Annotated in this window: 24 protein-coding genes, 5 tRNA genes, 1 rRNA gene and 1 other annotated feature; of the genes, 7 read left to right on the top strand and 23 right to left on the bottom strand. The window is 53.3% G+C overall.

The features are described 5' to 3' along the window. From C1Y41_RS11770 to rluD, 4 genes are all read right to left on the bottom strand, one after another. Positions 1-340, bottom strand: a 16S ribosomal RNA gene (locus C1Y41_RS11770); the annotation flags it as partial. A gap of 475 nt (positions 341-815) precedes the next feature. Beyond that, positions 816-3,389 carry an ATP-dependent chaperone ClpB gene (gene clpB / locus C1Y41_RS11765; protein ID WP_071668523.1) on the bottom strand — a complete coding sequence of 858 codons (2,574 nt, stop codon included), beginning with the start codon at positions 3,387-3,389 and terminating at the stop codon, positions 816-818. A 127-nt stretch (positions 3,390-3,516) separates the two neighbouring features. Then, a complete protein-coding gene (gene yfiH / locus C1Y41_RS11760) occupies positions 3,517-4,245 on the bottom strand; it encodes a purine nucleoside phosphorylase YfiH (RefSeq protein WP_104085508.1) in 729 nt (242 codons plus the stop codon). Beyond that, positions 4,242-5,222 (bottom strand): 23S rRNA pseudouridine(1911/1915/1917) synthase RluD, encoded by a 981-nt coding sequence (gene rluD / locus C1Y41_RS11755; RefSeq protein ID WP_104085507.1) that lies wholly within the window; start codon positions 5,220-5,222, stop codon positions 4,242-4,244. Before rluD ends, yfiH begins: the two co-directional genes overlap by 4 nt. Before the next feature lie 128 nt (positions 5,223-5,350). Here rluD and bamD point away from each other — a divergent pair, with 128 nt between their 5' ends. From bamD to pheA, 4 genes are all read left to right on the top strand, one after another. Beyond that, positions 5,351-6,082 (top strand): outer membrane protein assembly factor BamD, encoded by a 732-nt coding sequence (gene bamD, locus C1Y41_RS11750; RefSeq protein ID WP_065648353.1) that lies wholly within the window; start codon positions 5,351-5,353, stop codon positions 6,080-6,082. A 263-nt stretch (positions 6,083-6,345) separates the two neighbouring features. Then, positions 6,346-6,672 (top strand): ribosome-associated translation inhibitor RaiA, encoded by a 327-nt coding sequence (gene raiA, locus C1Y41_RS11745; RefSeq protein ID WP_104085506.1) that lies wholly within the window; start codon positions 6,346-6,348, stop codon positions 6,670-6,672. Positions 6,673-6,770: 98 nt separating this feature from the next. Next, positions 6,771-6,896 (top strand) — a sequence feature (Phe leader region). After that, positions 6,772-6,819 (top strand): pheA operon leader peptide PheL, encoded by a 48-nt coding sequence (gene pheL, locus C1Y41_RS11740; protein ID WP_104085515.1) that lies wholly within the window; start codon positions 6,772-6,774, stop codon positions 6,817-6,819. (Overlaps the previous feature by 48 nt.) Positions 6,897-6,919: 23 nt before the next feature. Further along, positions 6,920-8,083, top strand: coding sequence for a bifunctional chorismate mutase/prephenate dehydratase (pheA, locus tag C1Y41_RS11735; RefSeq protein WP_071668526.1), 1,164 nt, complete (start codon positions 6,920-6,922; stop codon positions 8,081-8,083). Positions 8,084-8,114: 31 nt separating this feature from the next. Here the strand turns inward: pheA and tyrA are convergent, their stop codons facing one another. After that, positions 8,115-9,236 (bottom strand): bifunctional chorismate mutase/prephenate dehydrogenase, encoded by a 1,122-nt coding sequence (gene tyrA / locus C1Y41_RS11730; protein WP_104085505.1) that lies wholly within the window; start codon positions 9,234-9,236, stop codon positions 8,115-8,117. Positions 9,237-9,242: 6 nt separating this feature from the next. Further along, a complete protein-coding gene (locus tag C1Y41_RS11725) occupies positions 9,243-10,322 on the bottom strand; it encodes a 3-deoxy-7-phosphoheptulonate synthase (RefSeq protein ID WP_071668528.1) in 1,080 nt (359 codons plus the stop codon). Positions 10,323-10,625: 303 nt separating this feature from the next. Here C1Y41_RS11725 and C1Y41_RS11720 point away from each other — a divergent pair, with 303 nt between their 5' ends. Continuing rightward, on the top strand, positions 10,626-11,141 hold the full coding sequence (locus C1Y41_RS11720) for a GNAT family N-acetyltransferase (RefSeq protein WP_071668529.1): 516 nt from the start codon (positions 10,626-10,628) through the stop codon (positions 11,139-11,141). A 55-nt stretch (positions 11,142-11,196) separates the two neighbouring features. On the opposite strand, the gene rplS is transcribed toward C1Y41_RS11720, so the two are convergent. From rplS to ffh, 5 genes are all read right to left on the bottom strand, one after another. Continuing rightward, positions 11,197-11,547 (bottom strand): 50S ribosomal protein L19, encoded by a 351-nt coding sequence (gene rplS / locus C1Y41_RS11715; RefSeq protein ID WP_039379805.1) that lies wholly within the window; start codon positions 11,545-11,547, stop codon positions 11,197-11,199. 42 nt (positions 11,548-11,589) lie between these two features. Next, the gene (trmD, locus tag C1Y41_RS11710) at positions 11,590-12,354 is read right to left on the bottom strand and encodes a tRNA (guanosine(37)-N1)-methyltransferase TrmD (RefSeq protein ID WP_052246437.1); all 765 of its coding nucleotides are present in this window, start codon (positions 12,352-12,354) and stop codon (positions 11,590-11,592) included. Positions 12,355-12,389: 35 nt separating this feature from the next. Then, a complete protein-coding gene (gene rimM, locus C1Y41_RS11705; RefSeq protein ID WP_039379809.1) occupies positions 12,390-12,938 on the bottom strand; it encodes a ribosome maturation factor RimM in 549 nt (182 codons plus the stop codon). 18 nt (positions 12,939-12,956) lie between these two features. Next, positions 12,957-13,205 carry a 30S ribosomal protein S16 gene (gene rpsP, locus C1Y41_RS11700; protein ID WP_007893313.1) on the bottom strand — a complete coding sequence of 83 codons (249 nt, stop codon included), beginning with the start codon at positions 13,203-13,205 and terminating at the stop codon, positions 12,957-12,959. 141 nt (positions 13,206-13,346) lie between these two features. Beyond that, positions 13,347-14,708 carry a signal recognition particle protein gene (ffh, locus tag C1Y41_RS11695; protein WP_039379813.1) on the bottom strand — a complete coding sequence of 454 codons (1,362 nt, stop codon included), beginning with the start codon at positions 14,706-14,708 and terminating at the stop codon, positions 13,347-13,349. 166 nt (positions 14,709-14,874) lie between these two features. On the opposite strand from ffh, the gene C1Y41_RS11690 reads away from it, so the two are divergent. After that, entirely contained in the window at positions 14,875-15,669 is a 795-nt protein-coding gene (locus C1Y41_RS11690) for an inner membrane protein YpjD (RefSeq protein WP_039379815.1), read from the top strand. A gap of 11 nt (positions 15,670-15,680) precedes the next feature. Further along, the gene (locus C1Y41_RS11685) at positions 15,681-16,967 is read left to right on the top strand and encodes an HlyC/CorC family transporter (RefSeq protein WP_039379818.1); all 1,287 of its coding nucleotides are present in this window, start codon (positions 15,681-15,683) and stop codon (positions 16,965-16,967) included. Positions 16,968-17,015: 48 nt separating this feature from the next. Here the strand turns inward: C1Y41_RS11685 and luxS are convergent, their stop codons facing one another. The 12 genes from luxS to recA form a co-directional block, all read right to left on the bottom strand. After that, positions 17,016-17,531, bottom strand: coding sequence for an S-ribosylhomocysteine lyase (gene luxS / locus C1Y41_RS11680; protein ID WP_094112197.1), 516 nt, complete (start codon positions 17,529-17,531; stop codon positions 17,016-17,018). Positions 17,532-17,681: 150 nt separating this feature from the next. After that, a complete protein-coding gene (gene gshA / locus C1Y41_RS11675; RefSeq protein WP_039379822.1) occupies positions 17,682-19,286 on the bottom strand; it encodes a glutamate--cysteine ligase in 1,605 nt (534 codons plus the stop codon). 31 nt (positions 19,287-19,317) lie between these two features. Next, positions 19,318-19,746, bottom strand: coding sequence for a YqaA family protein (locus C1Y41_RS11670; protein ID WP_104085504.1), 429 nt, complete (start codon positions 19,744-19,746; stop codon positions 19,318-19,320). A 366-nt stretch (positions 19,747-20,112) separates the two neighbouring features. After that, a tRNA-Arg gene (locus C1Y41_RS11665) sits at positions 20,113-20,189 on the bottom strand. Between the two features lie 56 nt (positions 20,190-20,245). Then, a tRNA-Arg gene (locus C1Y41_RS11660) sits at positions 20,246-20,322 on the bottom strand. A 56-nt stretch (positions 20,323-20,378) separates the two neighbouring features. Further along, positions 20,379-20,455: transfer RNA gene (locus C1Y41_RS11655), tRNA-Arg, on the bottom strand. A 96-nt stretch (positions 20,456-20,551) separates the two neighbouring features. Continuing rightward, positions 20,552-20,628, bottom strand: a tRNA-Arg gene (locus C1Y41_RS11650). Between the two features lie 8 nt (positions 20,629-20,636). Beyond that, positions 20,637-20,729: transfer RNA gene (locus tag C1Y41_RS11645), tRNA-Ser, on the bottom strand. A 292-nt stretch (positions 20,730-21,021) separates the two neighbouring features. Then, positions 21,022-21,207 (bottom strand): carbon storage regulator CsrA, encoded by a 186-nt coding sequence (csrA, locus tag C1Y41_RS11640; RefSeq protein WP_039379826.1) that lies wholly within the window; start codon positions 21,205-21,207, stop codon positions 21,022-21,024. Between the two features lie 246 nt (positions 21,208-21,453). After that, complete coding sequence (gene alaS / locus C1Y41_RS11635; protein WP_104085503.1) at positions 21,454-24,081, bottom strand: alanine--tRNA ligase; 2,628 nt, start codon at positions 24,079-24,081, stop codon at positions 21,454-21,456. Positions 24,082-24,216: 135 nt separating this feature from the next. Then, on the bottom strand, positions 24,217-24,732 hold the full coding sequence (locus C1Y41_RS11630; RefSeq protein ID WP_223811772.1) for a regulatory protein RecX: 516 nt from the start codon (positions 24,730-24,732) through the stop codon (positions 24,217-24,219). Positions 24,733-24,843: 111 nt separating this feature from the next. Further along, entirely contained in the window at positions 24,844-25,914 is a 1,071-nt protein-coding gene (gene recA, locus C1Y41_RS11625) for a recombinase RecA (protein ID WP_039379830.1), read from the bottom strand. Positions 25,915-25,989: the final 75 nt, after the last annotated feature.

Raw genomic sequence — 25,989 nt, 5'->3', positions numbered from 1 at the left:
AGTCTGGACCGTGTCTCAGTTCCAGTGTGGCTGGTCATCCTCTCAGACCAGCTAGGGATCGTCGCCTAGGTGAGCCGTTACCCCACCTACTAGCTAATCCCATCTGGGCACATCCGGTGGCGTGAGGTCCGAAGATCCCCCACTTTGGTCCGAAGACGTTATGCGGTATTAGCTACCGTTTCCAGTAGTTATCCCCCTCCACCGGGCAGTTTCCCAGACATTACTCACCCGTCCGCCACTCGTCACCCAAGGAGCAAGCTCCCCTGTGCTACCGTCCGACTTGCATGTGTTAGGCCTGCCGCCAGCGTTCAATCTGAGCCATGATCAAACTCTTCAATTTAAAGTTTGATTTGCTTAAACAAGTTAAGCGGTGCTCTGTGAATTAAACTTCGTAATGAATTACGTGTTCACTCAGCAAAGACTTGATATTTTTTAAAGCCCGTAGGCTTGTGATATCAATCCTGCGAGTGCCCACACAGATTGTCTGATAAATTGTTAAAGAGCGGTGCAGCCAGCGCCTTAAGCGTCTGCTGCGAGGTGGCGTATATTACGCTTTCCTCCTCCGGAGTCAACCACTTTTTTCAGCGTTTTCTCCGGCGGGGTGAATCGCTTCACGCCCTGCTGAGCCCGTCTGCGTTGCCGCTTTGCCGTCTCAGTGGTGGCGCATTATAGGGAGTTCTCGCCGGGTGACAAGTGCTAATTTCAACTTTTTTGCTCGGGCGCTTACTTTCCAGGCAATGCGTTGTAAAAACCAGCTCAGCTGTATATTAAAGAAACAAAAAACGGGCCCGCAGGCCCGTTTTTATGCACAACACTTACTGGTGAGCGACAATTTCGCCTTCGCTTACATCCATCTCGATGGTTTTTCCTGGCACAAACGCCCCGGAGAGTATCTTCTGCGCCAGCGGGTTCTCAATATGCTGCTGGATAGCCCGTTTGAGCGGACGCGCACCGTAAACCGGATCGTAGCCATTCTCACCAAGCAGTTTCAGTGCTGCTTCGGAGATGTGCAGCTGATAGCCGCGATCTTCCAGACGCTGATAAAGCCGCTGCAGCTGTATCTGCGCAATAGAGGCAATGTGCTGCTCTCCCAGCGGATGAAATACCACCACTTCATCGATACGGTTGATAAACTCAGGACGGAAGTGGTGTCCGACTACCGTCATTACCGTTTCTTTCATCGCTGGGTAATCAAGCGCACCGAAGCGCTCCTGAATTAAATCCGATCCCAGGTTCGACGTCATGATCACCACTGAGTTGCGGAAATCTACGGTACGCCCCTGACCATCCGTCAGTCGTCCATCATCCAGCACCTGCAGCAGGATGTTAAATACATCCGGATGCGCTTTCTCAACTTCATCCAGTAAGATGACGGAGTAAGGCCGGCGGCGTACCGCTTCAGTAAGATAACCGCCCTCCTCATATCCGACATATCCCGGAGGTGCACCCACCAGCCGCGAAACCGAATGTTTCTCCATAAACTCAGACATGTCGATCCGCACCATCGCATCGTCGCTGTCAAACAGAAAATTTGCCAGCGCTTTACACAGCTCGGTTTTACCTACCCCGGTTGGACCGAGGAACAGGAATGAACCAATCGGGCGATTGGGATCGGACAAGCCTGCCCGGCTGCGACGGATGGCATTTGAAACCGCCTCTACCGCTTCGTTCTGGCCGATAACCCGCGCATGTAATTCCTGCTCCATACGCAGCAGTTTGTCGCGCTCACCTTCCATCATGCGTGCTACCGGAATACCGGTCCAGCGCGCCAGTACGTCGGCAATCTCAACATCCGTTACGCGGTTGCGTAGCAGCTTCATGATTTTGCCTTCAGCCTGAGTGGCACTCGCCAGCTGCTTTTCCAGCGCCGGAATTTTGCCATACTGCAGCTCTGACATTTGCGCCAGATCGCCTGTGCGCCGCGCCTGTTCCAGCGTCAGTCTTGCCTGCTCCAGCTCCGCTTTAATATTTTGCGTACCGGTGAGTGACGCCTTTTCAGCTTTCCACTCCTCTTCCAGTTCTGCATATTCGCGCTCTTTCTGATTCAGCTCCGTCTCCAGCATCTCAAGACGCTTGACGCTGGCATCGTCAGACTCTTTCTTCAGCGCCTGCTGCTCCAGTTTCAGCTGGATGATACGGCGCTCCAGACGATCGAGCGGCTCAGGTTTCGAATCGATCTGCAGACGAATACTGGATGCAGCTTCATCAATCAGGTCGATCGCTTTATCTGGCAGCTGCCGGTCGGCGATATAGCGATGTGACAACGTTGCTGCTGCCACAATAGCCGGGTCGGTGATCTGCACATGGTGATGCAGCTCATAGCGCTCTTTCAGACCGCGCAGAATAGCGATGGTATCTTCGACGCTGGGCTCTGCCACAAATACTTTCTGGAAGCGACGCTCCAGGGCAGCATCCTTTTCTATATACTGCCGATACTCATCCAGCGTGGTTGCGCCAACGCAGTGCAGTTCACCACGCGCCAGAGCTGGCTTCAGCATGTTTCCTGCGTCCATCGCGCCATCAGCTTTGCCTGCGCCTACCATCGTGTGCAGCTCATCTATAAACAGAATGACATTGCCTTCCTGCTTCGCGAGATCGTTCAACACCCCTTTCAGGCGCTCCTCAAATTCACCACGGTATTTGGCTCCCGCCACCAGCGCCCCCATATCCAGCGCCAGTACGCGACGACCTTTCAGGCCTTCAGGCACTTCACCATTGATAATGCGCTGAGCCAGCCCTTCAACAATGGCGGTTTTACCCACGCCGGGTTCACCAATCAATACCGGGTTATTCTTGGTACGGCGCTGCAACACCTGGATGGTACGGCGGATCTCTTCATCGCGTCCGATTACCGGGTCCAGCTTGCCACGTTCGGCGCGCTCGGTGAGATCGATGGTATATTTTTTCAGTGCCTGGCGCTGATCTTCAGCTCCCTGGTCATTCACGTTTTCGCCTCCGCGCAATTGTTCGATAGCGTTCGCGAGTTTGTCAGACGTCACGCCGGCAGCTTTAAGCAGATCCGCCAGTGAACCGCGTGAATCCAGAGCCGCCAGAACAAATAATTCAGATGAGATAAAGTTATCGCCGCGCTTTTGCGCCAGTTTGTCACACAGGTTCAGCACCCGCACCAGATCGGCTGAGGGCTGTACATCCCCCTCGGTGCCTTCGACCTGGGGCAGACGATTGATTGCCTGTTCAATACTGCTACGCAGAGTGGCGACATCGGCTCCTGCTGCGCTAAGCAGCGGACGCACCGATCCCCCTTCCTGGTTGAGCAGAGCGCTCATCACATGAAGTGGTTCAATAAACTGGTTATCCTGTCCCAGAGCCAGGGACTGGGCATCAGCAAGGGCTAGCTGGAATTTGTTGGTAAGACGATCCAGACGCATAATTCCTCCCGTTACAGGTCAAAATGCTACTGGAGATTAAGATGAGGTCAGGCCTCAAATTTTCAAGGTTTCTGACCTGACATTGTGAGCAAAAAACAGGCTACCCGGCTCGTCTCCGGGCGTAAGGTTATTGCAGCCAGATTAATGTAGCCATACGCCCGGTAACACCGTCGCGGCGAAAAGAGAAAAAATCCTGCTTTTCTGTGAACGTGCAGCGTCGTGAACCGCTGACAGAGGTTACGCCTGCGCTAAGCAGACGCTGTTCGGCCAGCAGCCAGATATCCGCAAAATATTTTGCGCCTGCCGGACGAAAGGCCACTTCTGCGCGCGCATCGTGGGCCATAAATGCCTGACGTACTTCCGCTCCTACTTCAAACGCACCGGGTCCGATAGCCGGGCCCAGCCAGGCATATACCTCGCTGGCCGGACAGTGAAACTGCGCCAGCGTCTGTTCCAGCACGCCGTTACAGAGGCCGCGCCAGCCCGCATGGGCTGCTGCGATTTCACTGCCATCTTTACTGCAAAACAGCACCGGCAGGCAGTCAGCCGTCATAATGGCGCACACCACGCCCGGCTCCCGGGTAATGGCCGCGTCAGCCTGTGGCAGCGCACAGGCTGCAGGCAGGCGCACTACCGCATTGCCATGTATCTGATCCAGCCACTGCGGCATTGCAGAAAGCGATAATGTTTCTGCGATGTGCTGGCGATTACGCATCACGTGAGCGGGCGCATCCCCGACGTGAGCCGCCGGGTTGAGCGAATCCCAGGGCGCCAGGCTATGACCGCCCCGCCGGGTCGTGGAGCAGGCCCGAACGCGCTGCGGAGCAGGCCAGTCCGGGATGATCCATTCGCTCATAGCCAGTCCATGCGATCGCGGAACTCTTCCGTATCGGCTTTTAAGGCGTCAATCAGATCAACCATGTCCTGCGGCAGCGGAGCATGCCACTCCATTTCAATACCGGTTATCGGATGATAGAGACGCAGCATTGTCGCGTGCAGCGCCTGACGATCAAATCCGCGCAGCGTATTAATGAACGCCTCTGACGCCCCTTTTGGCGGACGCGGCCGGCCACCGTAAAGCGGATCGCCCACCAGCGGATGGTTGATATGCGCCATATGAACACGGATCTGATGCGTACGGCCCGTCTCCAGGCGCAGGCGCAGGCGCGTATGGGCCCGGAAATGCTCCATGATGCGGTAGTGCGTGGTTGCCGGTTTTCCCATCGGATGGACGGCCATATGGGTACGCTTGGTGGAGTGTCGCGCCATGGGTTCATCAACGGTGCCGCCAGCCGTCATCGTACCGATGGCAACCGCTTCATATTCACGCGTGATTTCACGCAGCTGCAGCGTTTCCACCAGATGGGTCTGTGCCGGAACCGTTTTTGCCACGACCATCAGGCCAGTAGTGTTTTTATCCAGGCGATGTACGATACCGGCGCGCGGTACATCAGCGATCGGCGGAAAGTGGTAGAGCAGTGCATTCAGAATAGTGCCGTCAGGATTACCTGCACCGGGGTGTACCACCAGGTCGCGGGGTTTATTGATAACCAGAATATGGTCATCTTCATAAACGATATTAAGAGGGATGTTCTGCGCTTCCCAGCGCTGTTCCTCTTCAATTTCAGCATCAATAGCCACCTGCTCACCGCCCAGAACTTTCTCTTTCGGTTTATCGATGATAGTGCCGTTGACGCTGACGCGGCGATCGAGGATCCACTCTTTTATGCGGGAGCGTGAATAATCAGGGAACAATTCTGCCAAAGTCTGATCTAAACGTTGTCCAAGCTGTGCTTCGGACACCGTTGCGGTGAGTTGAACTTGTTGTGCCATATACAGCTTCTTCGTTAACGTTGGGTTTTACGGCGATGCCGTTTAATATAATGTGCTATCGTACTGGTCATTACCGGGAGCTATACGGACAGCTTCCGCCATAACATTTTGAGGATAATCATTTCGTCATGACGCGTATGAAACATCTGGTGGCTGCCGCCACATTGAGCCTGGCCCTGGTAGGCTGCTCCGGCTCATCTGATCCGGTTCCGGACAGCCCGCCGTCTGAAATTTATGCCACAGCTCAGCAAAAGCTGCAGGACGGTAACTTCAAAGCGGCAATTAAGCAACTGGAAGCGCTGGATAATCGTTATCCATTTGGTCCTTACTCGCAGCAGGTGCAGCTGGATTTAATCTACGCGTATTACAAAAATGCCGATCTTCCGCTGGCGCAGGCTGCTATCTCGCGCTTTATGCGTCTGAACCCGACTCATCCGAATATCGATTACGTCATCTATATGAAAGGTCTGACGGATATGGCCCTGGATGACTCAGCTCTGCAGGGCTTCTTTGGTATCGATCGCTCCGATCGCGATCCCAACCATGCGCGCGACGCCTTCCGTGACTTCTCCCAGCTGCTGCGTAGCTACCCAAACAGCCAGTATGCGGCGGATGCTCAGAAACGCCTGACCTATCTGAAAGATCGTCTGGCGAAATATGAACTTTCGGTGGCGCAATTCTATACCAAGCGCGGGGCTTATGTCGCTGTTGTTAATCGTGTGGAAGGCATGATGCGTGATTATCAGGATACGCAGGCAACACGCGATGCGCTGCCGCTGATGGAGAATGCTTATCGCCAGCTGCAGTTAACGGCCGAAGCTGACAAAGTTGCGAAAATTATCGCGGCCAATAACAGTTAAAAAAGTGGTTGATAACGTGCTTAAAAAGCAGCCGTTTGGCTGCTTTTTTTATGCCTGCAAAGGGCATTTGCGTTGCGGTTAACCCGTCAATCCTGCCCTGCTGTAGTGCTGGCTTCAAGCAATTTTTAAATAATCTCCGGTCTTTCTCGCAAATCCTCTGCGTTGACAAAAAGTGACCTTTCTATGTGATCAAGATCACATAAATTCCTGTGGGGCGCGGTATGCTGACTCTACCCAGACGGAAATGACAGAGAGGTTTAACTATGATTCTGAACATTACCAGTAAACAAATGGAAATCACTCCGGCCATCCGCAGCCATGTCGAAGACCGTCTCGCTAAGCTGGAAAAGCGGCAAGTCCACCTCATTAACCCACACATCGTGTTGTCAAAAGAGCCTAAAGAGTTTGCGGCAGATGCCACGATTAATACGCCTAACGGTACTCTGGTTGCCAGTGCCAAACATGGTGATATGTATACCGCCATCAATGATTTGATTGAGAAACTGGGGCGCCAGCTAAATAAAGCTCAGCACAAGCCTGAAGCACGCCGCGCTGCCAGCAGTGTTAAAGATTTTATTCCGGCAGGATAAACGCTGTAGTTATAAAAAACGCGCCAGCTGGCGCGTTTTTTATTGACAGCTTTTAAGCAGTACGATTACTCTCAGAACACTTTCCTGCCGGAATCAGACATGAAACATCAGCCATTTTTCTTCGCATTCTTTTTTACCTTCCCCTGAACGGGAGGCGTGTCGTCATGCGAAAATGAATGCGAAGACGAATGACAAAGCCTCCCCCAGCGGGAGGCTTTTTTTTTAACTGTATTTACAGGTGAGCTTAATGAGTATCGATAATCCACTGCTGGTGCTGCGCGATAAAATCAGCGCAGTTGACAGCAAACTACTTACGCTGCTGGCCGAGCGACGGTCGCTGGCAATCGAAGTTGCCCAGGCGAAACTGACCACGCTGCGGCCCATACGTGATATTGAGCGGGAGCGTGCCCTGCTGGAAAATCTGATTTCCCTCGGTAAGCAGCAGCAGCTCGATGCCCACTACATTACCCGTCTGTTTCAGCTGATTATTGAAGATTCGGTGCTGACGCAGCAGGCGCTGCTGCAGAAAAACCTGAACCACCCGCATGCGCTGGCGCCCCGCATCGCCTTTCTGGGACCTAAGGGATCTTATTCGCATCTGGCCGCCCGTAAATATGCGTCACGCCATTTTGCTTCATATGTTGAAAACGGCTGTCTGAAATTTCAGGATATTATCCAGCAGGTTGAGGCTGGCCAGGCTGACTATGCGGTGATGCCAATTGAAAACACCAGCTCAGGCTCTATCAATGATGTTTACGATCTGCTGCAGCAGACGTCGCTCTCAATCATTGGCGAACTGACCATCCCTATCGAGCACTGTGTACTGGTAAAAGAGACCACCACGCTTAAACAGATCAAAACCGTCTACAGTCATCCCCAGCCTTTTCAGCAGTGCAGTCAGTTTATTAACCGTTTCCCGCAGTGGAAAATTGAGTACACCGAAAGCACTGCCGCAGCCATGGAGAAAGTCGCCGCGCTTAATTCCCCAGAGGTTGCCGCCCTGGGCAGCGAAGCAGGCGGTGAACTCTATGGGCTGCAGGTGCTGGAGCGTAACCTGGCAAATCAGCAGCAGAACCACACGCGTTTTATCGTACTGGCGCGCAAGCCGGTTGACGTTTCGGTGCAGGTCCCGGCCAAAACCACGCTGATCATGGCTACCGGTCAGCAGGCGGGTGCGCTGGTAGAGGCCCTGCTGGTACTGCGCAACCATAATCTGATTATGAGCCGGCTGGAGAATCGCCCAATTAACGGTAACCCGTGGGAAGAGATGTTCTACATTGATGTGCAGGGCAATCTGCAGTCGGAAAATATGCAGCTGGCGCTGGCAGAATTACGCCAGCTGACGCGCTCACTGAAAGTGCTGGGCTGCTATCCTGGTGAAAATGTGGTTCCGGTTGAACCCCGCATATAAGCAGAAAAGGCACCGCTGAGGGTGCCTTTTTTTATTGCCGGCTATCGTTAGCCGAGCGTAACAGACTGCGGCTTTCAACCAGAAAACGCTGGGCGTGATCGCCAAACCACTGTTCCACGCGCTCAAAACTGCTGATAAACGCCTGCTTATTGCTCTGTTCCAGTAGCGATATAGCTTCACCAAAGCGCTGATGGTAACGTTTTATCAGCGCCAGGTTGCTTTCTGAAGCCATAATGATATCGGCATAGAGCTGTGGATCCTGCGCAAATAGCCGCCCTACCATGGCCAGCTCCAGCCGGTAAATAGGTGAAGAGAGCGCCAGCAGCTGATCCAGGTTCACATTCTCTTCAGCCAGGTGAAGGCCGTAAGCAAAAGTCGTAAAGTGACGCAGCGCCTGAATAAAGGCCATGTTCTGATCGTGCTCTGCGGCGCTGATGCAGTGCAGCCGTGCTCCCCAAACCTGAATCTGTTCCAGGAACCACTGATACGCTTCCGGCTGACGACCGTCGCACCAGACCACAACCTGTTTTGCCAGACTGCCGCTGTCGGGCCCAAACATCGGGTGCAGCCCCAGTACCGGTCCGGCGTGCGCGGCAAGCATGGCCTGCAGCGGCCTGTTTTTTACCGATGCAAGATCGACCAGGATGCAGTCGTCCGGCAGCGCAGGCAGATCGGCGATGATCTTCTCGGTAAGATGGATTGGGACACTGATGATCACCATGCCCGCATCCTGCAGCAGCCGATCGGCGCGATCCCAGTCCTCTTTGTCCAGAATGCGCACCTGATAACCGGACAGTGTCAGCATTTTTTCAAACAGACGCCCCATCTTGCCGCTGCCGCCGACGATCACTACCGGACGCAGTGAAGGACAAAGGGTTTTGAAACCTTTGTCATTCTCATGGGTATAGGATTCCCGCATCAGACGACGCAATACATCTTCAATCAGATCGGGAGATACGCCGAGCGCTTCTGCTTCGTGCCGGCGTGACGCCAGCATGCTTGCTTCACGCTCGGGTACATAAATCGGCAGGCCGTAACGGCTTTTTACTTCGCCAACCTGTGCCACCAGCTCCAGTCGTTTTGCCAGCAGCCCAAGCAGCGCCTGATCGACTTCATCAATTTGATCGCGCAATGCGGTCAGTTCAGCCACCATGACTCTTTATACCTCGTGTGACAGACGCGCCGACAGCACTCCCTGCAGATCCTGATGGATCGTGCGCAGCAGCGTTTCGGTAGTATTCCAGTCAATGCAGGCATCGGTCACCGAGACACCATACTTCATTTCGCTGCGCGGCTGCTCTGAAGGCTGATTGCCTTCGTGAATATTGCTCTCAAGCATCAGGCCAATAATAGAGCGGTTTCCATCTTTGATCTGCGCAATAGCCGATTCGGCTACGCCAGGCTGACGACGATAGTCTTTGTTAGAATTGCCATGGCTGCAATCTATCATTAAGGCCGGGCGCAGTCCTGCTTTCAGCATCTCTTTTTCACACTGTGCAACATCGTCCGGGCCGTAGTTAGGCGCTTTGCCACCGCGCAGGATCACGTGTCCGTCCGGGTTGCCCTGCGTCTGCAGCAGGCAGACCTGCCCTGCCTGGTTAATGCCGACAAAACGGTGAGGCATCGCTGCCGCACGCATAGCGTTGATCGCCGTGCCGAGACTGCCATCGGTGCCGTTTTTAAAACCTACCGGCATTGAAAGACCAGACGCCATTTCACGGTGCGTTTGTGATTCCGTGGTGCGCGCACCAATGGCTGACCAGCTAAACAGATCGCCGAGATATTGCGGGCTATTAGGATCCAGCGCTTCTGTCGCCAGTGGCAAACCCATTTCAACCAGGTTTACCAGCAGCTGACGCGCAATGTGCAGCCCGGCTTCCATATCAAATGAGTTGTTCATGTAAGGATCGTTGATCAGCCCTTTCCAGCCTACGGTGGTGCGGGGTTTTTCAAAATAGACGCGCATGACGATATAGAGCTGATCCTTCAGCTGCACAGAGAGATCTTTTAACTGACGGGCGTACGCTAACGCTGCTTCCGGATCGTGAATTGAGCAGGGACCGCAGACCACCAGCAGACGCGGATCGCGCCCGGCAATAATGTCCGCAATAGTTTTACGCGAAGCAGTAATCTGAGCTTCCTGCTCTGCCGTCAGCGGAAAGCGTGCTTTCAGCTCCTGCGGCGTAATTAAAATCTGTTCGTCAGCGATATGTACGTTATTCAGCGCGTCTTTCTGCATGGTGGCGATCCTTTTTACTCATCTGTGCGGTTTGGATCCTCAGTGAGGATGACGCTTACTCTATCACAGGCTGTATTGTATGCAATCCATGCGTGTACACTATTTTTACCACCTGCATTGCACCACGGTATAAATTTGCATTTAAATTTATATTTATCAGATATATATAAATAAATGACACTGTATACCTTGCCGGATGTGTGTAAATATAAAATTACACTATCGTAGAGCTGCGACTCGTTTTTCACTGCGCGCTCAGTTAATATTCTGTAATTCCTCACAATTTATGAAGGCTGACTGATTATGACTGAGATAATCCTGCGTCCCTTTGCGCTGTCAGATGCAACTGCTTTTGCTGAGGCCGTCAATCAGTCTCTTGATACCCTGCTGCCCTGGATGACGTGGGCACATGAAAATTACCGGCCGGAAGAGGCAGTAAGCTGGTTTAATTTCGCTCACGCAGAGCGTGTCAGAGGTGAGGCCGAAAGGTTTGCGATCGCAGACAGCCGTCATCGTCTGCTGGGAGGGGCCGGGATCCGTTTTGCCCGTCAGCCCGGCGAGGTTGCAGCGCTGGGCTACTGGGTACGCAGCGATGCGCAGCGTCAGGGCGTGGCTACACGCGCGGTAGCGCAACTGATAACCCTGGGTTTTAGCCGGCCAGATATCACGGAGCTGGAAATCCTGGCCGCCACAGATAATGTCGCCAGCCGCGCCGTGGCATTACGCAGCGGGTTTACGCTGACAGGCTGCCAGCACGGGCTGATTGTGCTGCCGGACGGGCCGGTTGAGGCCGCGGTTTATCGCTTAAAGCATCCATAAAAAAGGGGCTGGCATTATGCCAACCCCTTGTTTGCTATTAACTTTGAGATGTCGCTTACGCGCCAAGACGCTCTTTGATACGAGCTGACTTACCGGTGCGCTCACGCAGGTAGTACAGTTTGGCTTTACGCACAGCACCACGACGTTTGACAGTAATGCTGTCAATTACCGGAGAGTGAGTCTGGAAGACACGCTCAACGCCTTCGCCGTTGGAAATCTTACGAACAGTGAATGCAGAGTGCAGACCGCGGTTACGAATAGCGATAACCACGCCCTCGAATGCCTGCAGACGTTTTTTAGAACCTTCAACGACCCATACTTTCACTTCCACGGAATCACCCGGACGGAATGAAGGTACATCCTGTTTCAGCTGTTCTTGTTCAATTTGCTTGATAATGTTGCTCATAATTAAATCTCATATCCTGGGTAAACTGATAGTCAGGGAAGATTACTCTTCCGCTTCATCGTTTTGTTGCTGCTGCTGTTCCCGCTGGAACTCATTCAGCAACCTTGCTTGCTCTTCAGTCAGAGCCAGGTTTTCCAGAAGTTCAGGTCTTCTTAGCCAGGTACGGCCTAGCGACTGTTTCAGGCGCCAGCGGCGAATATCGGCATGGTTGCCCGACAGCAGAACTGACGGTACTTCCATCCCTTCTAACACTTCAGGCCGGGTATAGTGCGGGCAATCCAGCAAACCATCCGAGAATGAGTCTTCATCGGCGGACGCCTGCTTGCCCAGTACGCCGGGAATAAACCGGGCGACGGAGTCAATCAGCGTCATGGCTGGCAGCTCACCACCACTGAGAACGTAATCACCGATTGACCACTCTTCGTCAATCTCTGTATGGATCACGCGCTCATCAATACCTTCGTAGCGACCACAGACCAGAATCAGTTTCTGGTTAGTCGCCAGTTCGCAAACGCCCTGCTGGTCAAGTTTGCGCCCCTGAGGTGACAGATAAATCACCTTAGCACCTTCTCCCGCCGCTGCTTTCGCTGCGTGGATCGCATCCCGTAAGGGTTGCACCATCATCAACATTCCCGGTCCGCCGCCGTAAGGACGATCGTCCACGGTACGGTGCCGGTCGTGCGTGAAGTCACGAGGACTCCAGCTCTCAATGTTGAGCAGGCCATTTTTAACTGCCCGGCCAGTTACCCCGTACTCGGTAATAGCGCGAAACATCTCTGGAAACAGGCTGATAACACCAATCCACATCGCGTTCGCCGTTACGTTACCGGATTGTCCGGAGATCAAAAACCAGGATCCCAGTCTACTTCAATAGTGCCAGTAGCGAGATCGACTTTCTTGATAACCTGTTCATCGAGAAACGGTATTAACCGCTCCTGTACACCGAATGCATCTTTCAGGTTCGCCTTAACGACGAGTACATCGTTTGAGCCGGTTTCCATCAAATCAATGACTTTGCCCATCTCATAGCCGTCGAGGTTAACTACTTTACAACCCATAAGGTCTTTCCAGTAGTAATCACCCTCTCCCAGCGCAGGCAGCTGCGTGGAGTCAACCGTGATTTCACAATTGGTTAACTGCGCCGCCGCGTCCCGATCGTCAATGCCGTTGACTTTGATAATCAGGTCCTGATTGTGGTGCTTCCAACCTTCCAGTTCTACCTGCTGCCATTTACCGGCGCGCTGGATAAACCAGGGTTGATAGTCGAAGATGCTTTCAGCGTCTTCAGTGGAGGAAAACACTTTGAGCCAGCCCCGAATTCCGTAAGCGGCACCCATTTTGCCCAAAACGATGGGGTTAACAGGAGGCTGTGCGGCAGGTTTACTGGTCATGCTCACCACCGTGACAGATTAAGCTGCTTTTTTTGCTTCTTTGATCAGCGCGTTAACGCGATCGGAAAGCGTTGCGCCCTGGCCAACCCAGTGCTCAATACGGTCCAGGTCCAGACGCAGACCTTCAGCCTGACCAGATGCGATCGGGTTGAAGAAACCAACGCGCTCAATGAAGCGGCCGTTGCGTGCATTGCGGCTGTCAGTGACGACGACCTGGTAGAACGGACGCTTTTTTGCGCCGTGACGTGCCAAACGAATTGTTACCATAACATCCTCTTTAGTTAATAAAACAACCGGGCCCCATCGAGGAACGGGGCCCGGGTGCAATATAAAAAGCCCGAAAATTTTACTCATTTTGGCGCAAAAAGCAACCGCAGTAGCATACTTTTCTGGCTGTGTAGCGATATCTTAACGGCCCGGGAAACCTGGCGGCATCATACCCTTCATGCCGCGCATCATTTTTGCCATGCCACCTTTCTTCATCTTTTTCATCATGCGCTGCATATCATCGAACTGCTTCAGCAGCCGATTGACATCCTGCACCTGCATACCGGCGCCGGTCGCGATGCGACGCTTGCGTGAACCCTTGATGATTTCAGGCTTCTCACGCTCTTTACGCGTCATGGAGTTAATGATGGCTTCCATGCGCACCAGCACCTTGTCATCCATCTGCGATTTAACGTTGTCCGGCAGCTGCCCCATACCCGGCAGTTTGCCCATCAGGCTGGCCATACCGCCCATATTGCGCATCTGCTTAAGCTGCTCAAGGAAGTCATTGAGATCGAAACCGTCACCGGTTTTCAGCTTTTTCGCCAGCTTTTCCGCCTGATCGCGGTCAACCTTGCTTTCAATATCTTCAATCAGCGACAGGACATCGCCCATGCCCAGAATGCGCGAGGCGATACGGTCGGGATAAAACGCTTCCAGCGCCTCGGTTTTCTCACCCATCCCCATAAACTTGATCGGTTTACCGGTGATGTGACGAATCGAAAGCGCGGCACCGCCGCGTGCGTCACCATCAACCTTGGTCAGGATCACCCCGGTCAGCGGCAGCGCTTCATTAAATGCTTTAGCCGTGTTCGCGGCATCCTGACCGGTCATGGCATCGACAACAAACAGCGTTTCCACCGGATTAATGGCGGCGTGGACCTGTTTGATTTCGTCCATCATCGCTTCGTCTACGTGCAAACGACCGGCGGTATCCACCAGCAGCACGTCGTAGAACTTCAGCTTCGCCTCTTTCAGCGCATGCTTAACGATGTCAACCGGCTTCTGGCTGAGATCGGAGGGACAGAAATCCACCCCCACCTGCTGCGCCAGCGTCTCCAGCTGTTTAATCGCCGCCGGGCGATAAACGTCAGCTGAGACCACCAGCACTTTTTTCTTGTGCTTTTCACGCAGAAACTTACCGAGCTTACCCACACTGGTGGTTTTACCGGCACCCTGCAGGCCCGCCATCAGCACCACGGCCGGCGGCTGCGCATTCAGGTTCAGGGTATTATTTTCAGCCCCCATTGCCGCAATCAGCTCGTTGCGGACAATCTTGATAAACTCCTGACCCGGCGTCAGGCTTTTATTGACGTCGTGTCCGACCGCGGCTTCTTTTACGCGGTTAATAAATTCACGTACTACCGGCAGCGCAACGTCCGCCTCCAGCAGCGCCATGCGCACTTCGCGCAGGGTATCTTTGATGTTCTCTTCGGTCAGCCGTCCGCGGCCGCTGATGTTGCGCAGGGTTTGCGACAAACGATCGGTTAAATTATCAAACATGCTCTCTCACTTAATACCGTAGCGAGGCCGCCTGAGCGACACAATGCGCCGGATTATAACACGAAGCCTGAGCGATCTCTGCAATTGACCGTGAGATCGTTTGGAGCATACTGCCGCTGACGCTATACTGCTTTTTTCCTTATCTCATCACTCTCAGAAAGGATCTATGTTCGTTTTCGCGATCGTGGCGCTCTTCGCCTACTCCCTCAGTCTTGCACTTATCATCCCCAGCTTACTGAAACGTAACAGCGGCTGGCGGCGATTTGCTGTCCTGTCCGCCTGCGTTGCGCTGATTGCGCATGCTGTCGCGCTGCAGCAGCGGATATTTGCTATCGACAGCGGGCAAAATCTCAGCTTACTTAATATCGGATCGCTGGTGAGCCTGCTGATTTGCGCCATTATGACTATTGTGGCTTCACGTAACCGTGGCTGGCTGCTGCTGCCGGTGGTTTATAGCTTTGCGTTAATTAATCTGGCGTTTGCCACCTTTGTCCCGAATGCCTTTATTACGCACCTCGAGACCACGCCGGGCATGATGGTGCATATTGGTCTGTCGCTGTTTGCTTATGCCACGCTGATTATTGCCGCGCTCTATGCGCTGCAGCTGGCGTGGATCGACTATCAGCTGAAAAACAAAAAGCTCGCCTTTACGCAGGATATGCCGCCGCTGCTAAGCATTGAGCGCAAAATGTTTCATATCACGCAGATTGGCGTGGTGCTGCTGACGCTGGTGCTCTGCACCGGGCTTTTCTTCATGGATAACCTGTTCAGCGCAGAGAACATTGATAAAGCGGTGCTCTCCATTCTTGCCTGGTTCGTCTATATCGTGCTGCTCTGGGGGCACTACCGTGAAGGGTGGCGCGGACGGCGCGTGGTCTGGTTTAACTGCGGCGGTGCGCTGCTGCTGACCATGGCTTACTTCGGCAGTCGCGTACTGCAGCATCTTCTCACTTCCCACTAAGGAATTTTTCGTTGGAACATGTTTCAACCACCACGATGATTATCATTCTTGTCATCATGGTGCTGGTCTCAGCGTACTTCTCCGGCTCTGAGACCGGCATGATGACGCTCAACCGCTATAAGCTGCGGCACAAAGCGAAAAGCGGTAATCGTGCAGCGCGGCGCGTTGAGAAACTGCTGCGCCGGCCCGATCGCCTGATTAGTCTGGTCTTAATCGGCAACAACCTGGTCAATATTCTCGCCTCCGCACTGGGGACTATCGTAGGGATGCGTCTGTATGGTGATGCCGGGGTTGCTATCGCCACCGGCGTGCTGACCTTTGTTGTTCTGGTTTTTGCTGAAGTCCTGCCTAAAACTATCGCAGCGCTCTACCCTGAAAAAGTGGCCTACCCCAGCAGCGTTTTACTGGCGCCGCTGCAGTATGTGATGCTGCCACTGGTCTGGCTGCTTAATACCATTACGCGCATGCTGATGCGTATGGTGGGGATTAAAACAGAGGGCTCCGTAAACTCCGCGCTGAGCAAAGAGGAGCTGCGCACCATTGTCTACGAGTCGCGCTCGCTGATGTCTCGCCGTAATCAGGATATGCTGCTCTCCGTGCTCGATCTGGAAAAAGTCAGCGTGGATGACATCATGGTGCCGCGCAATGAAATTGTTGGTATCAATATCAATGACGACTGGAAATCGATTGAGCGTCAGCTGAGTAACTCACCGCATGGGCGTATTGTGCTGTTTCGCGATTCGCTGGACGATACCGTGGGCATGCTGCGCGTGCGCGAAGCCTGGCGCATGATGACGGAAAAAAAGGAGTTCAATAAGGATCGTCTGCTGCGCGCGGCTGATGAGATCTACTATGTGCCGGAAGGCACGCCGCTGAATGTGCAGCTGGTTAAGTTCCAGCGCAATAAGAAAAAAGCGGGTCTGGTAGTGGATGAGTATGGCGATATTAAGGGGCTCATCACCATCGAAGATATTCTGGAAGAGATCGTTGGCGACTTTACTACCTCCATGTCCCCTTCTCTCGCAGAAGAGGTGATGCCGCAGAATGATGGCTCGGTGCTGATTGAAGGCAGCGCTAACGTGCGCGAAATCAATAAGGCGTTCAACTGGACGCTGCCGGAAGAGGAAGCGCGCACCATTAACGGCATGCTGCTTGAGGCGCTGGAAGAGATCCCGCAGACCGAAACGCGGGTACAGGTTGGCAGCTATGACATCGATATTCTCGACGTGCAGGACAACATGGTGAAGCAGGTGCGGGTTACACCGCAGCAGCCGCTGAAAAGCTCAGTGGGATCGTGATACAAAAAAACGCCGCAGAATATGCGGCGTTTTTACAGAAAGGGCTAATCAGATATGCAACTCTTTCAGCTTCTCTGCTGGCAGCTTCAGATCTTCGTTGCGATTAATACCGATCTCGTGTGACAGAACATTACGCGCAATCTGCTGCGCTTCGTCCAGGGAGTGCAGCTTGTAGCTGCCACACTGATACTCATTAAGCTCCGGGATCTGATTCTGATCTTTGACTTTCAGAACATCTTCCATCGCCCCTTTCCACGCCTGCGCCACGCGCTGCTCGTCTGGCGTGCCGATCAGGCTCATGTAGAAACCGGTACGGCACCCCATTGGAGAGATGTCTACGATCTCCACGCCGTCACCGTTGAGGTGATCGCGCATAAAGCCGGCAAACAGATGCTCCAGCGTATGGATCCCGCGCTCGGTCAGAATGTCGATGTTTGGCCGGCAGAAACGCAGATCGAAAACGGTGATGGTATCGCCATGCGGAGTTGTCATGGTCTTTGCCACGCGTACTGCCGGCGCGGCCATGATGGTGTGATCAACGGTAAAACTGTCCAGTAGTGGCATACGTCACCTCCTGTTTGAAAAATTTTTTCTGAACGATGAAACTTTTCTCGTCGTTCTGCGTCTGAATATATGAAAGACGCGCATTTGTTATCATCATCCCTGACAACAGAGATGTTAATTTTGGCCACAGTGATGTGGCCATTTTCTTTTTCAGCCTTCCCGACCTGCCAGATAATCCTCAAAGCTTATGCTATCACTCGCTTCCAGCGCCTGCTGTGCAGCAACAGACTCCTGCGCCTGCTGAGTGAAATCCGCTTCGGTCAGAATTTCCAGTGGCTCCGCGCAGAGCATCTGCCGGTACTGCTCCGCCAGTGCAACACCTGCTCCGGTCAGGCCGTTCTCTTTAATAGCGTGAAGAATGCGCGCCGAGTAGGTTAGCTCAGGATCGTCAAAAGAAGCTACCAGTTGATCGCATACCTGCTGATATTGCGTGCTGCCCTCGTTGCTATCCAGCACTTCCGCGACGCGACGCAGATCGGCAAAGAGCGCTTTGCCTACTTCAACCAGCGAATGTTCAGTGTCGCTGCAGCCAACGCCAATAACCAGCCCTGGCTTACGTCCTTCCATCACCACGCGGTTCCAGTTTTTGCGACTGCAGAGCAGCTCGCTGGCGCTCAGTTCAGGGGCATCGGCCAGCGTACACCAAATCAGGAACAGATCGAGGAAGCGCGCCTGATCGGCATCCACACCTACCGGTGAGAACGGATTGATATCAAGCGAGCGCACTTCAATATACTCAATGCCGCCACGCAGCAGCGCATCAGAAGGGGCTTCTCCCGAACGGGTAACGCGCTTCGGACGGATAGGCGCATACAGCTCGTTCTCAATCTGCAGTACATTAGTATTAAGCTGCAGCCAGTTGCCTTCAGCATCTTTGACGCCCATGGCTGCGTACTCTTCAGAAGGGGTTTTGATTGCGGCCTTCAGCGCGCTCACATACCCTTCCAGCGAGTTGAAGGTAATACCGAGATTACTTTGTGACTTATTGGTATAACCCAGGTCACTCAGGCGCAGAGAGGTCGCATACGGCAGCCACAGCGTATCTTTACCATCCGTTTCAAACGGCAGCTGGCTCTCACGCCCCTGAAGAAATGAGGAGCTGATCGCCGGCGAGGCACCAAACAGATAAGGGATCACCCAGCCGAAACGATAATAGTTGCGGATCAGGCGCAGATAGCCCGCAGAGATGGTCTCTTTACCGCTCTCAGCATCTTTTACATCCGCCCACTCCTGCCAGAAAGAGAGCGGCAGCGAGAAGTTGTAATGCACGCCAGAGATAATCTGCATCAGCGCGCTGTAGCGGTTTTTCAGCCCCTGCCGGTAGAGGGTCTTCATCTGGCCCACGTTTGAACTGCCATACTGTGCCAGCTCAATTTTATCGGTATCGTCAACGTGACCGGGCATACTGAAGGGCCACATGCGCTCTTCACCCAGCTGTTTTGCCACATGGCGATGGATGTCGCGCAGGAAGGTCAGCGAGCGATCGATATTTTTATCGACCGGCGTAATGAACTCCAGCAGCGTTTCCGCAAAATCCGTGGTGATCCAGTCATGCTTCAGCGCCGAGCCAAGCGATGCCGGATGGCCGGTAGTAGCCAGATGACCATCGGGCCCGACGCGTAACGTTTCGCGTTCGATGCCACGGCCGATACCCTTTAACGCGTCGGGATGCGCTTCCAGCCAGGAGAGCGCTTTTGATACGTCCGGGATCACATTAACCTCCCGCTGTGAGAATAATTTATTTTTGTTCAGCATAATGTTAACCGTAGCCTCGAATCTGTGCGAATCAATGCCACCACTCCATACCCTGTATTGTGGCGATCGCGATAAAGATATAACGCAGCGTTTTGCCGAGAGCGAGAAACAGCATGCAAGGCAGCCAGCTGAAGCGCAACCAGCCTGCGAGAACGCAAAGCAGATCGCCAGCAACCGGCAGCCAGCTAAAGATCAATGCCGCAGGGCCCCATCGGTGTAACCACGTCAATGCTGTGTCATGCCATCGCCCCTGCCCGTTCTGCGGCATAAGGCGACCAAGAAAAATGTTGGTCAGGCCACCCAGCGTGTTTCCCACTGATGCAGCCAGCAACAGGCCATATACCGATCCTTTCTGAGCAACCAGCAGCGTTATCAGTACAGCTTCTGAACTGCCCGGAAGCAGCGTGGCGCTCAGAAAGCTGCTGCCCAGCAGCGAGCCATAAATCAGGAAATCATTCACGGTAATGGCATATCGCACGTACGACAAAATGAGCCATTACTTTAGCTTAATGCGCTCAGGTTGTCGCCAGGCAGGCTTAACCGCAAATGCTTTGAAAGCATTAGGAATTTTCGTTTTCAGAAAAAGGTCAGGGAACAAAACCGGGCATAAATGGCGGTAAATGCAGCATTTTTCAAAACAGAGTACAAAAGAGAGTCAGCATTCCTATTAACGCCAGTGAACTCTGGCGGCGCTAAAATCGCTGAACAGAGACGGGTTAATTGCGAAAGCGGCTGGTACTGCCGGGGGAGATTTGGAGAGCACAGCCCGGGTGCTGAAGCTGTCGGTAACGGGTTTAACTGAAGCATATGGGGAAAAAGCAGAGAATGGTGCATCCAGGAGGATTCGAACCTCCGACCGCTCGGTTCGTAGCCGAGTACTCTATCCAGCTGAGCTATGGATGCACTGAAGCGTAGCCTGCAAAGAAGCGACGTTGATAACACTGAAAGGGGGTGAAGAATGGTGCATCCAGGAGGATTCGAACCTCCGACCGCTCGGTTCGTAGCCGAGTACTCTATCCAGCTGAGCTATGGATGCATTGAGGTATTTCTTACGATGGACTAACTGCAACAAGCCTGAAATGATACAAAGAATGGTGCATCCAGGAGGATTCGAACCTCCGACCGCTCGGTTCGTAGCCGAGTACTCTATCCAGCTGAGCTATGGATGCATTGAGGTAATTCTTGTATTACGCAGGGTGCTAACAACTCACCATGAAAGGAACTGCTCGTTCACTCTTTAACTTTATCCGCTACCATCTAAAAGATGGTGCATCCAGGAGGATTCGAACCTCCGACCGCTCGGTTCGTAGCCGAGTACTCTATCCAGCTGAGCTATGGATGCATCGGAAATGGCGGTGAGGCGGGGATTCGAACCCCGGATGCAGCTTTTGACCGCATACTCCCTTAGCAGGGGAGCGCCTTCAGCCTCTCGGCCACCTCACCTTACGCGTTCTTCCGAACCGTGCTTCTGAACTTGTTTCTGCTCATCGGCACTGCGTGGCGCACATATTACTTTCCCGGACTTATAAGTCAAACAATTTCTCCCGACTTTTTTCACTCACGCGTTCGATTGCACAAATGACGCACAATTCGGCTGATTTAACGGCGAAAAGGGTGATTTATCAACAGCAAAAGCCAGAGCAGTAATGAAAAAAGCGAGGAAGCTAAAACAGAAATAAACGGATGGAGGGAGCAGAAAGGTAGCGTCTCGCCCATGAGCGAGACGCTGAAAACGTTAGTAACCCGTGGTTTGTGTTTTTTCAGCCTGAATACGCTGATAAATCTCTTCACGATGTACCGATACTTCTTTTGGCGCATTAACGCCAATGCGGACCTGGTTACCTTTAACGCCCAGCACCGTTACAGTCACCTCATCGCCAATCATGAGGGTTTCACCAACTCGACGAGTTAGAATAAGCATTCTTTGCTCCTTGAAAGATTAAAAGAGTCGGGCCTGTTCGGGCTCCCGGCCATATCCATCATATACCGCTGAACAATACCTATGACAAATACACCATTGTGATTTGTCACACCAATACATTCTGCTGATAATCAGTTTAGCCGAAATACACTACATCGACCGGACTTTGTCATTACCTGGTGTCCATTGCACTAAAAAGCGCCGGAACAGACGTTCCTGGCGCTATACAACGCTTAATTTTAATTGTTACAGCCGGCTGCTTACCCACTCCTGTACGCCTGCCAGCGCGCCTGCCAGCGCCTGCGGATTGGTACCGCCCGCCTGCGCCATGTCAGGACGTCCACCGCCTTTTCCGCCCACCTGAACGGCCAGCGCGCTAATCAGCTCACCTGCTTTCACGCGGTCGGTCAGATCTTTAGTTACGCCTGCAATCAGCGAAACCTTACCTTCTGCTACCGTTGCCAGTACGATCACGGCAGACCCAAGCTGGTTTTTAAGGTCATCCATAATCGTACGCAGCATTTTCGGTTCAGTGTTACTCAGCTCACTTACCAGCAGTTTAGCGCCCCTGATTTCAATGGCGCTGCTGCTCAGCGATGCGCTCTCCTGGGCTGCCTGCTGATCGCGTAGCTGCTGCAGCTCTTTCTCCAGCGCGCGTACGTTATCCACCAGACCGCGCACCTTCTCACTGAGGTTGCTACTGTTGGCCTTCACCACCTGAGCAATGTCAGTCAGCTGATCGCTCTGTGCATGCAGCTGAGCAATTGCCGCTTCACCGGTCAGCGCTTCGATACGACGAATACCGGCAGCCGTGCCCGACTCAGACTGAATGCGGAACAAGCCGATATCACCCGTGCGCGCAGCGTGCGTACCGCCACACAGCTCCACTGAATATTCGCCCATGCTGACCACGCGCACCCGCTGATCGTACTTCTCGCCAAACAGCGCCATCGCCCCACGCGCTTTAGCCTCTTCCAGATCCATGATATCGGTCTGAATCAGCAGGTTGCGGCGGATCTGTGCATTGACGATATCTTCAACTTCACGGATCTGCTGCGGCTTCATCGCTTCAGAATGCGAGAAGTCAAAACGCAGATATTTATCGTTATTCAGCGAGCCTTTCTGCCCGACGTGATCGCCCAGCACTTCACGCAGTGCTTCATGCATCAGGTGCGTTGCTGAGTGATTCAGGCGAATACGTGCCCGACGCGCTTCGTTTACCTGCGCCTGCAGCGCATCACCGATACGCAGCTGACCATGAGTGAGCTTACCGATATGTCCCAGTGCTTTGCCATACTTTTGCGTATCCTGCACGCTAAATTCAGCATTCTGCCCTGTGAGTACGCCAGTGTCCCCCACCTGCCCGCCTGATTCACCGTAGAACGGCGTAGCCTTCAGGATCACGACGGCATCCTGTCCAGCGGTGATCTGTTCTACTGACTGACCATCAACAAACAGCGCTTCAATCGTGGCGTTCAGCGCCAGCTCTTCATAACCTTTAAATTCGGTTACGGCATCAACGCGAATAACGCTATTGTAGTCCGCGCCAAAGCCGCTGGCTTCGCGCGCGCGCTGGCGCTGCTGCTCCATAGCGGCTTCAAATCCCGCCTCATCAATCTTCAGATTGCGCTCGCGACAAACGTCAGCGGTCAAATCCGCCGGGAAGCCAAAGGTGTCATAAAGACGGAAGACGGTTTCACCATCCAGCGTGTCGCCGCTCACTTTTGCCAGCTCATCATCCAGCAGCGCCAGACCACGCTCCAGCGTTTTAGCAAACTGCTCCTCTTCCGCTTTCAGCGCATTTTCTACCAGTTTCTGCTGACGCTTCAGATCTTCACCCGCAGCGCCCATAACCTCAATCAGCGGTGCCACCAGCTTATAGAAGAATGCTTCTTTCGCGCCCAGCATGTTGCCGTGGCGGACCGCACGACGAATGATGCGACGCAGCACATAGCCACGGTTCTCATTCGATGGCATGACGCCATCGGCAATCAGGAAGGCGCAGGAGCGGATATGATCTGCGATAACGCGCAGCGATTTGTTATTGAGGTCGCTTGCGCCAGTGACCTGAGCAACAGATTTGATCAGCTGCGCAAAGAGATCGATCTCATAGTTGGAGTTCACATGCTGCAGGACTGCCGCGATACGCTCCAGCCCCATACCGGTATCCACCGACGGCTTAGGCAGCGGTTGCATGGTGCCGTCAGCCTGACGGTTGAACTGCATAAACACGATATTCCAGATCTCAATATAGCGATCGCCATCCTCTTCCGGGCTGCCCGGCGGGCCTCCCCAGATATGGTCGCCATGATCGTAGAAAATTTCAGTACAGGGACCGCACGGACCGGTGTCGCCCATCTGCCAGAAGTTATCAGATGCGTATGCGCTGCCCTTGTTGTCGCCAATACGAATAATGCGTTCGCGCGGCACACCGATCTGGTCAGCCCAGATATCAAAGGCTTCATCATCGGTTTCGTAAACGGTTACCCATAAACGCTCTTTTGGCAGGCTGAACCACTGCTCACCCGTCAGCAGTTCCCAGGCATAAGCAATCGCCTCCTGCTTGAAATAGTCGCCGAAACTGAAGTTGCCCAGCATTTCAAAGAAGGTGTGATGGCGTGCGGTATAACCCACATTTTCCAGATCGTTATGCTTGCCGCCTGCGCGCACGCAGCGCTGCGAGGTAGTCGCACGCGTGTAATCACGCTTGTCCTGGCCAAGGAAAACGTCTTTGAACTGCACCATGCCGGCGTTGGTAAACAGCAGCGTTGGATCGTTATTCGGTACGAGGGAGCTGCTGGCTACAACCTGATGTCCCTTGCTATGAAAAAAGTCGAGAAACGCTTGACGGATCTCAGCAGTGCTCTTGCTCATAAAATTCCTGGAATCACGCTAACGAACGTTCCCTTTCGCTGACAAACCCTGTCTATCCGGTCCGTCGCTGACTGAGGAACAAAAAGTGGGAATAAGATAAAATTTCTGCAATAGGAAGTAAAATCACATTGCCTTTCAGTCGTCACTATTTCTGAAAACCGCCTGAATATCTTCCATCATAAAGCCTTTTGTCATCAGAAAACGCTGTACTTTGCTTTTTTCTGCCCAGGTTTGCGGCAGCGGCTCGCCAAACTTACGTCTGGCAAGCTCTGCAGCACACGCTGTCCAGTCTACGTCACTTTCTGCCAGCGCCTGATTGATCTCGTCACGTCCGATGCCTTTTTGCTGCAGCTCCATCCTGACGCGCTGCGGACCATATCCTTTGCGCGCCCGGCTCTGGATAAAACGCTCAGTAAATCGATTATCGTTCAGCCAGCCATTTTCCTGACACCAGTCGAGCACTTTTTCCAGCAGCTCATCCGGAATCGGGATATTTTCCTGCTGCTGCAGATAGGCCGCACGCTGGCCGGAGAGCTGCAGTTTGCGCTTCAGCTCGCTGCGGCTGTGATCGCGCTGTGAAAGCAGGCGCATAGCGCGGTCAAGTAAACGGGAGAAGTCAGGCACCGGTGCCTGTGATGATGTTGATGACATACACATTAGCCTTACTGTTGGTAACGGACAGGGTAAAGCATGGGGGGCAGAGAGCGGAAGGCGTGCAGAGGAGTAAAAAAGAAAACGGGAGCATTGCTGCTCCCGCTGATATTAAAAGTCTTCGTTAGTTTCGCCTGCTTTTTCAAGCTCAGCGTCAGAAGGCTCTTTAGTATTTGCCTCTGCTGTCGCACCTGTCAGCAGCGCCTCACGCAGTTTGCTGTCAATCTCGTTCGCAATTGCCGGGTTCTCTTTCAGGAAGTTGGTCGCGTTTGCTTTACCCTGACCAATCTTATCGCCGTTGTAGCTGTACCACGCACCGGCTTTTTCCACCAGCTTGTGTTTCACGCCCAGGTCTACCAGCTCACCAAAGGTGTTGATCCCTTCGCCATACATGATCTGGAATTCTGCCTGCTTAAACGGTGCAGCGATTTTGTTCTTCACCACTTTCACGCGCGTTTCGCTACCTACCACTTCGTCGCCCTCTTTGATCGCACCGATACGGCGGATATCAAGACGAACGGAGGCGTAGAACTTCAGCGCGTTACCACCGGTGGTGGTTTCCGGGTTACCAAACATCACACCAATTTTCATACGGATCTGGTTGATGAAGATCAGCAGCGTATTGGACTGTTTCAGGTTACCTGCCAGCTTACGCATCGCCTGGCTCATCATTCGTGCCGCCAGACCCATGTGCGAGTCACCGATCTCACCTTCGATTTCCGCTTTAGGCGTCAGCGCCGCAACGGAGTCAACGATGATGACATCAACGGCACCTGAACGTGCCAGCGCGTCGCAGATTTCCAGCGCCTGCTCACCGGTATCCGGCTGTGAACAGAGCAGATTATCGATATCCACGCCCAGCTTTTTCGCATAGACCGGATCCAGCGCATGCTCAGCATCGATAAAGGCGCAGGTTTTACCTTTACGCTGTGCAGCCGCAATAACCTGCAGCGTCAGCGTGGTTTTACCAGAAGCTTCCGGTCCGTAGATCTCTACGATACGGCCCATCGGCAGACCACCCGCACCCAGTGCGATGTCCAGCGACAGGGAGCCGGTAGAAATAGTTTCTACATCCATCGAGCGGTCTTCACCCAGACGCATGATGGAGCCTTTACCAAATTGTTTTTCAATCTGGCCCAGTGCGGCAGCTAAAGCCTTCTGTTTGTTCTCGTCGATCGCCATTTACACTCCTAATCATGCCGGGTGAGCAAACACTGGCTGTGTCCGCTCGTTCTGTTGCCAATAATTATACTGTAT

The sequence above is a fragment of the Pantoea sp. ICBG 1758 genome (assembly GCF_002928325.1).
Classification (GTDB): domain Bacteria; phylum Pseudomonadota; class Gammaproteobacteria; order Enterobacterales; family Enterobacteriaceae; genus Pantoea; species Pantoea eucrina.
This window is presented reverse-complemented; position numbering and strand designations above follow the sequence as displayed.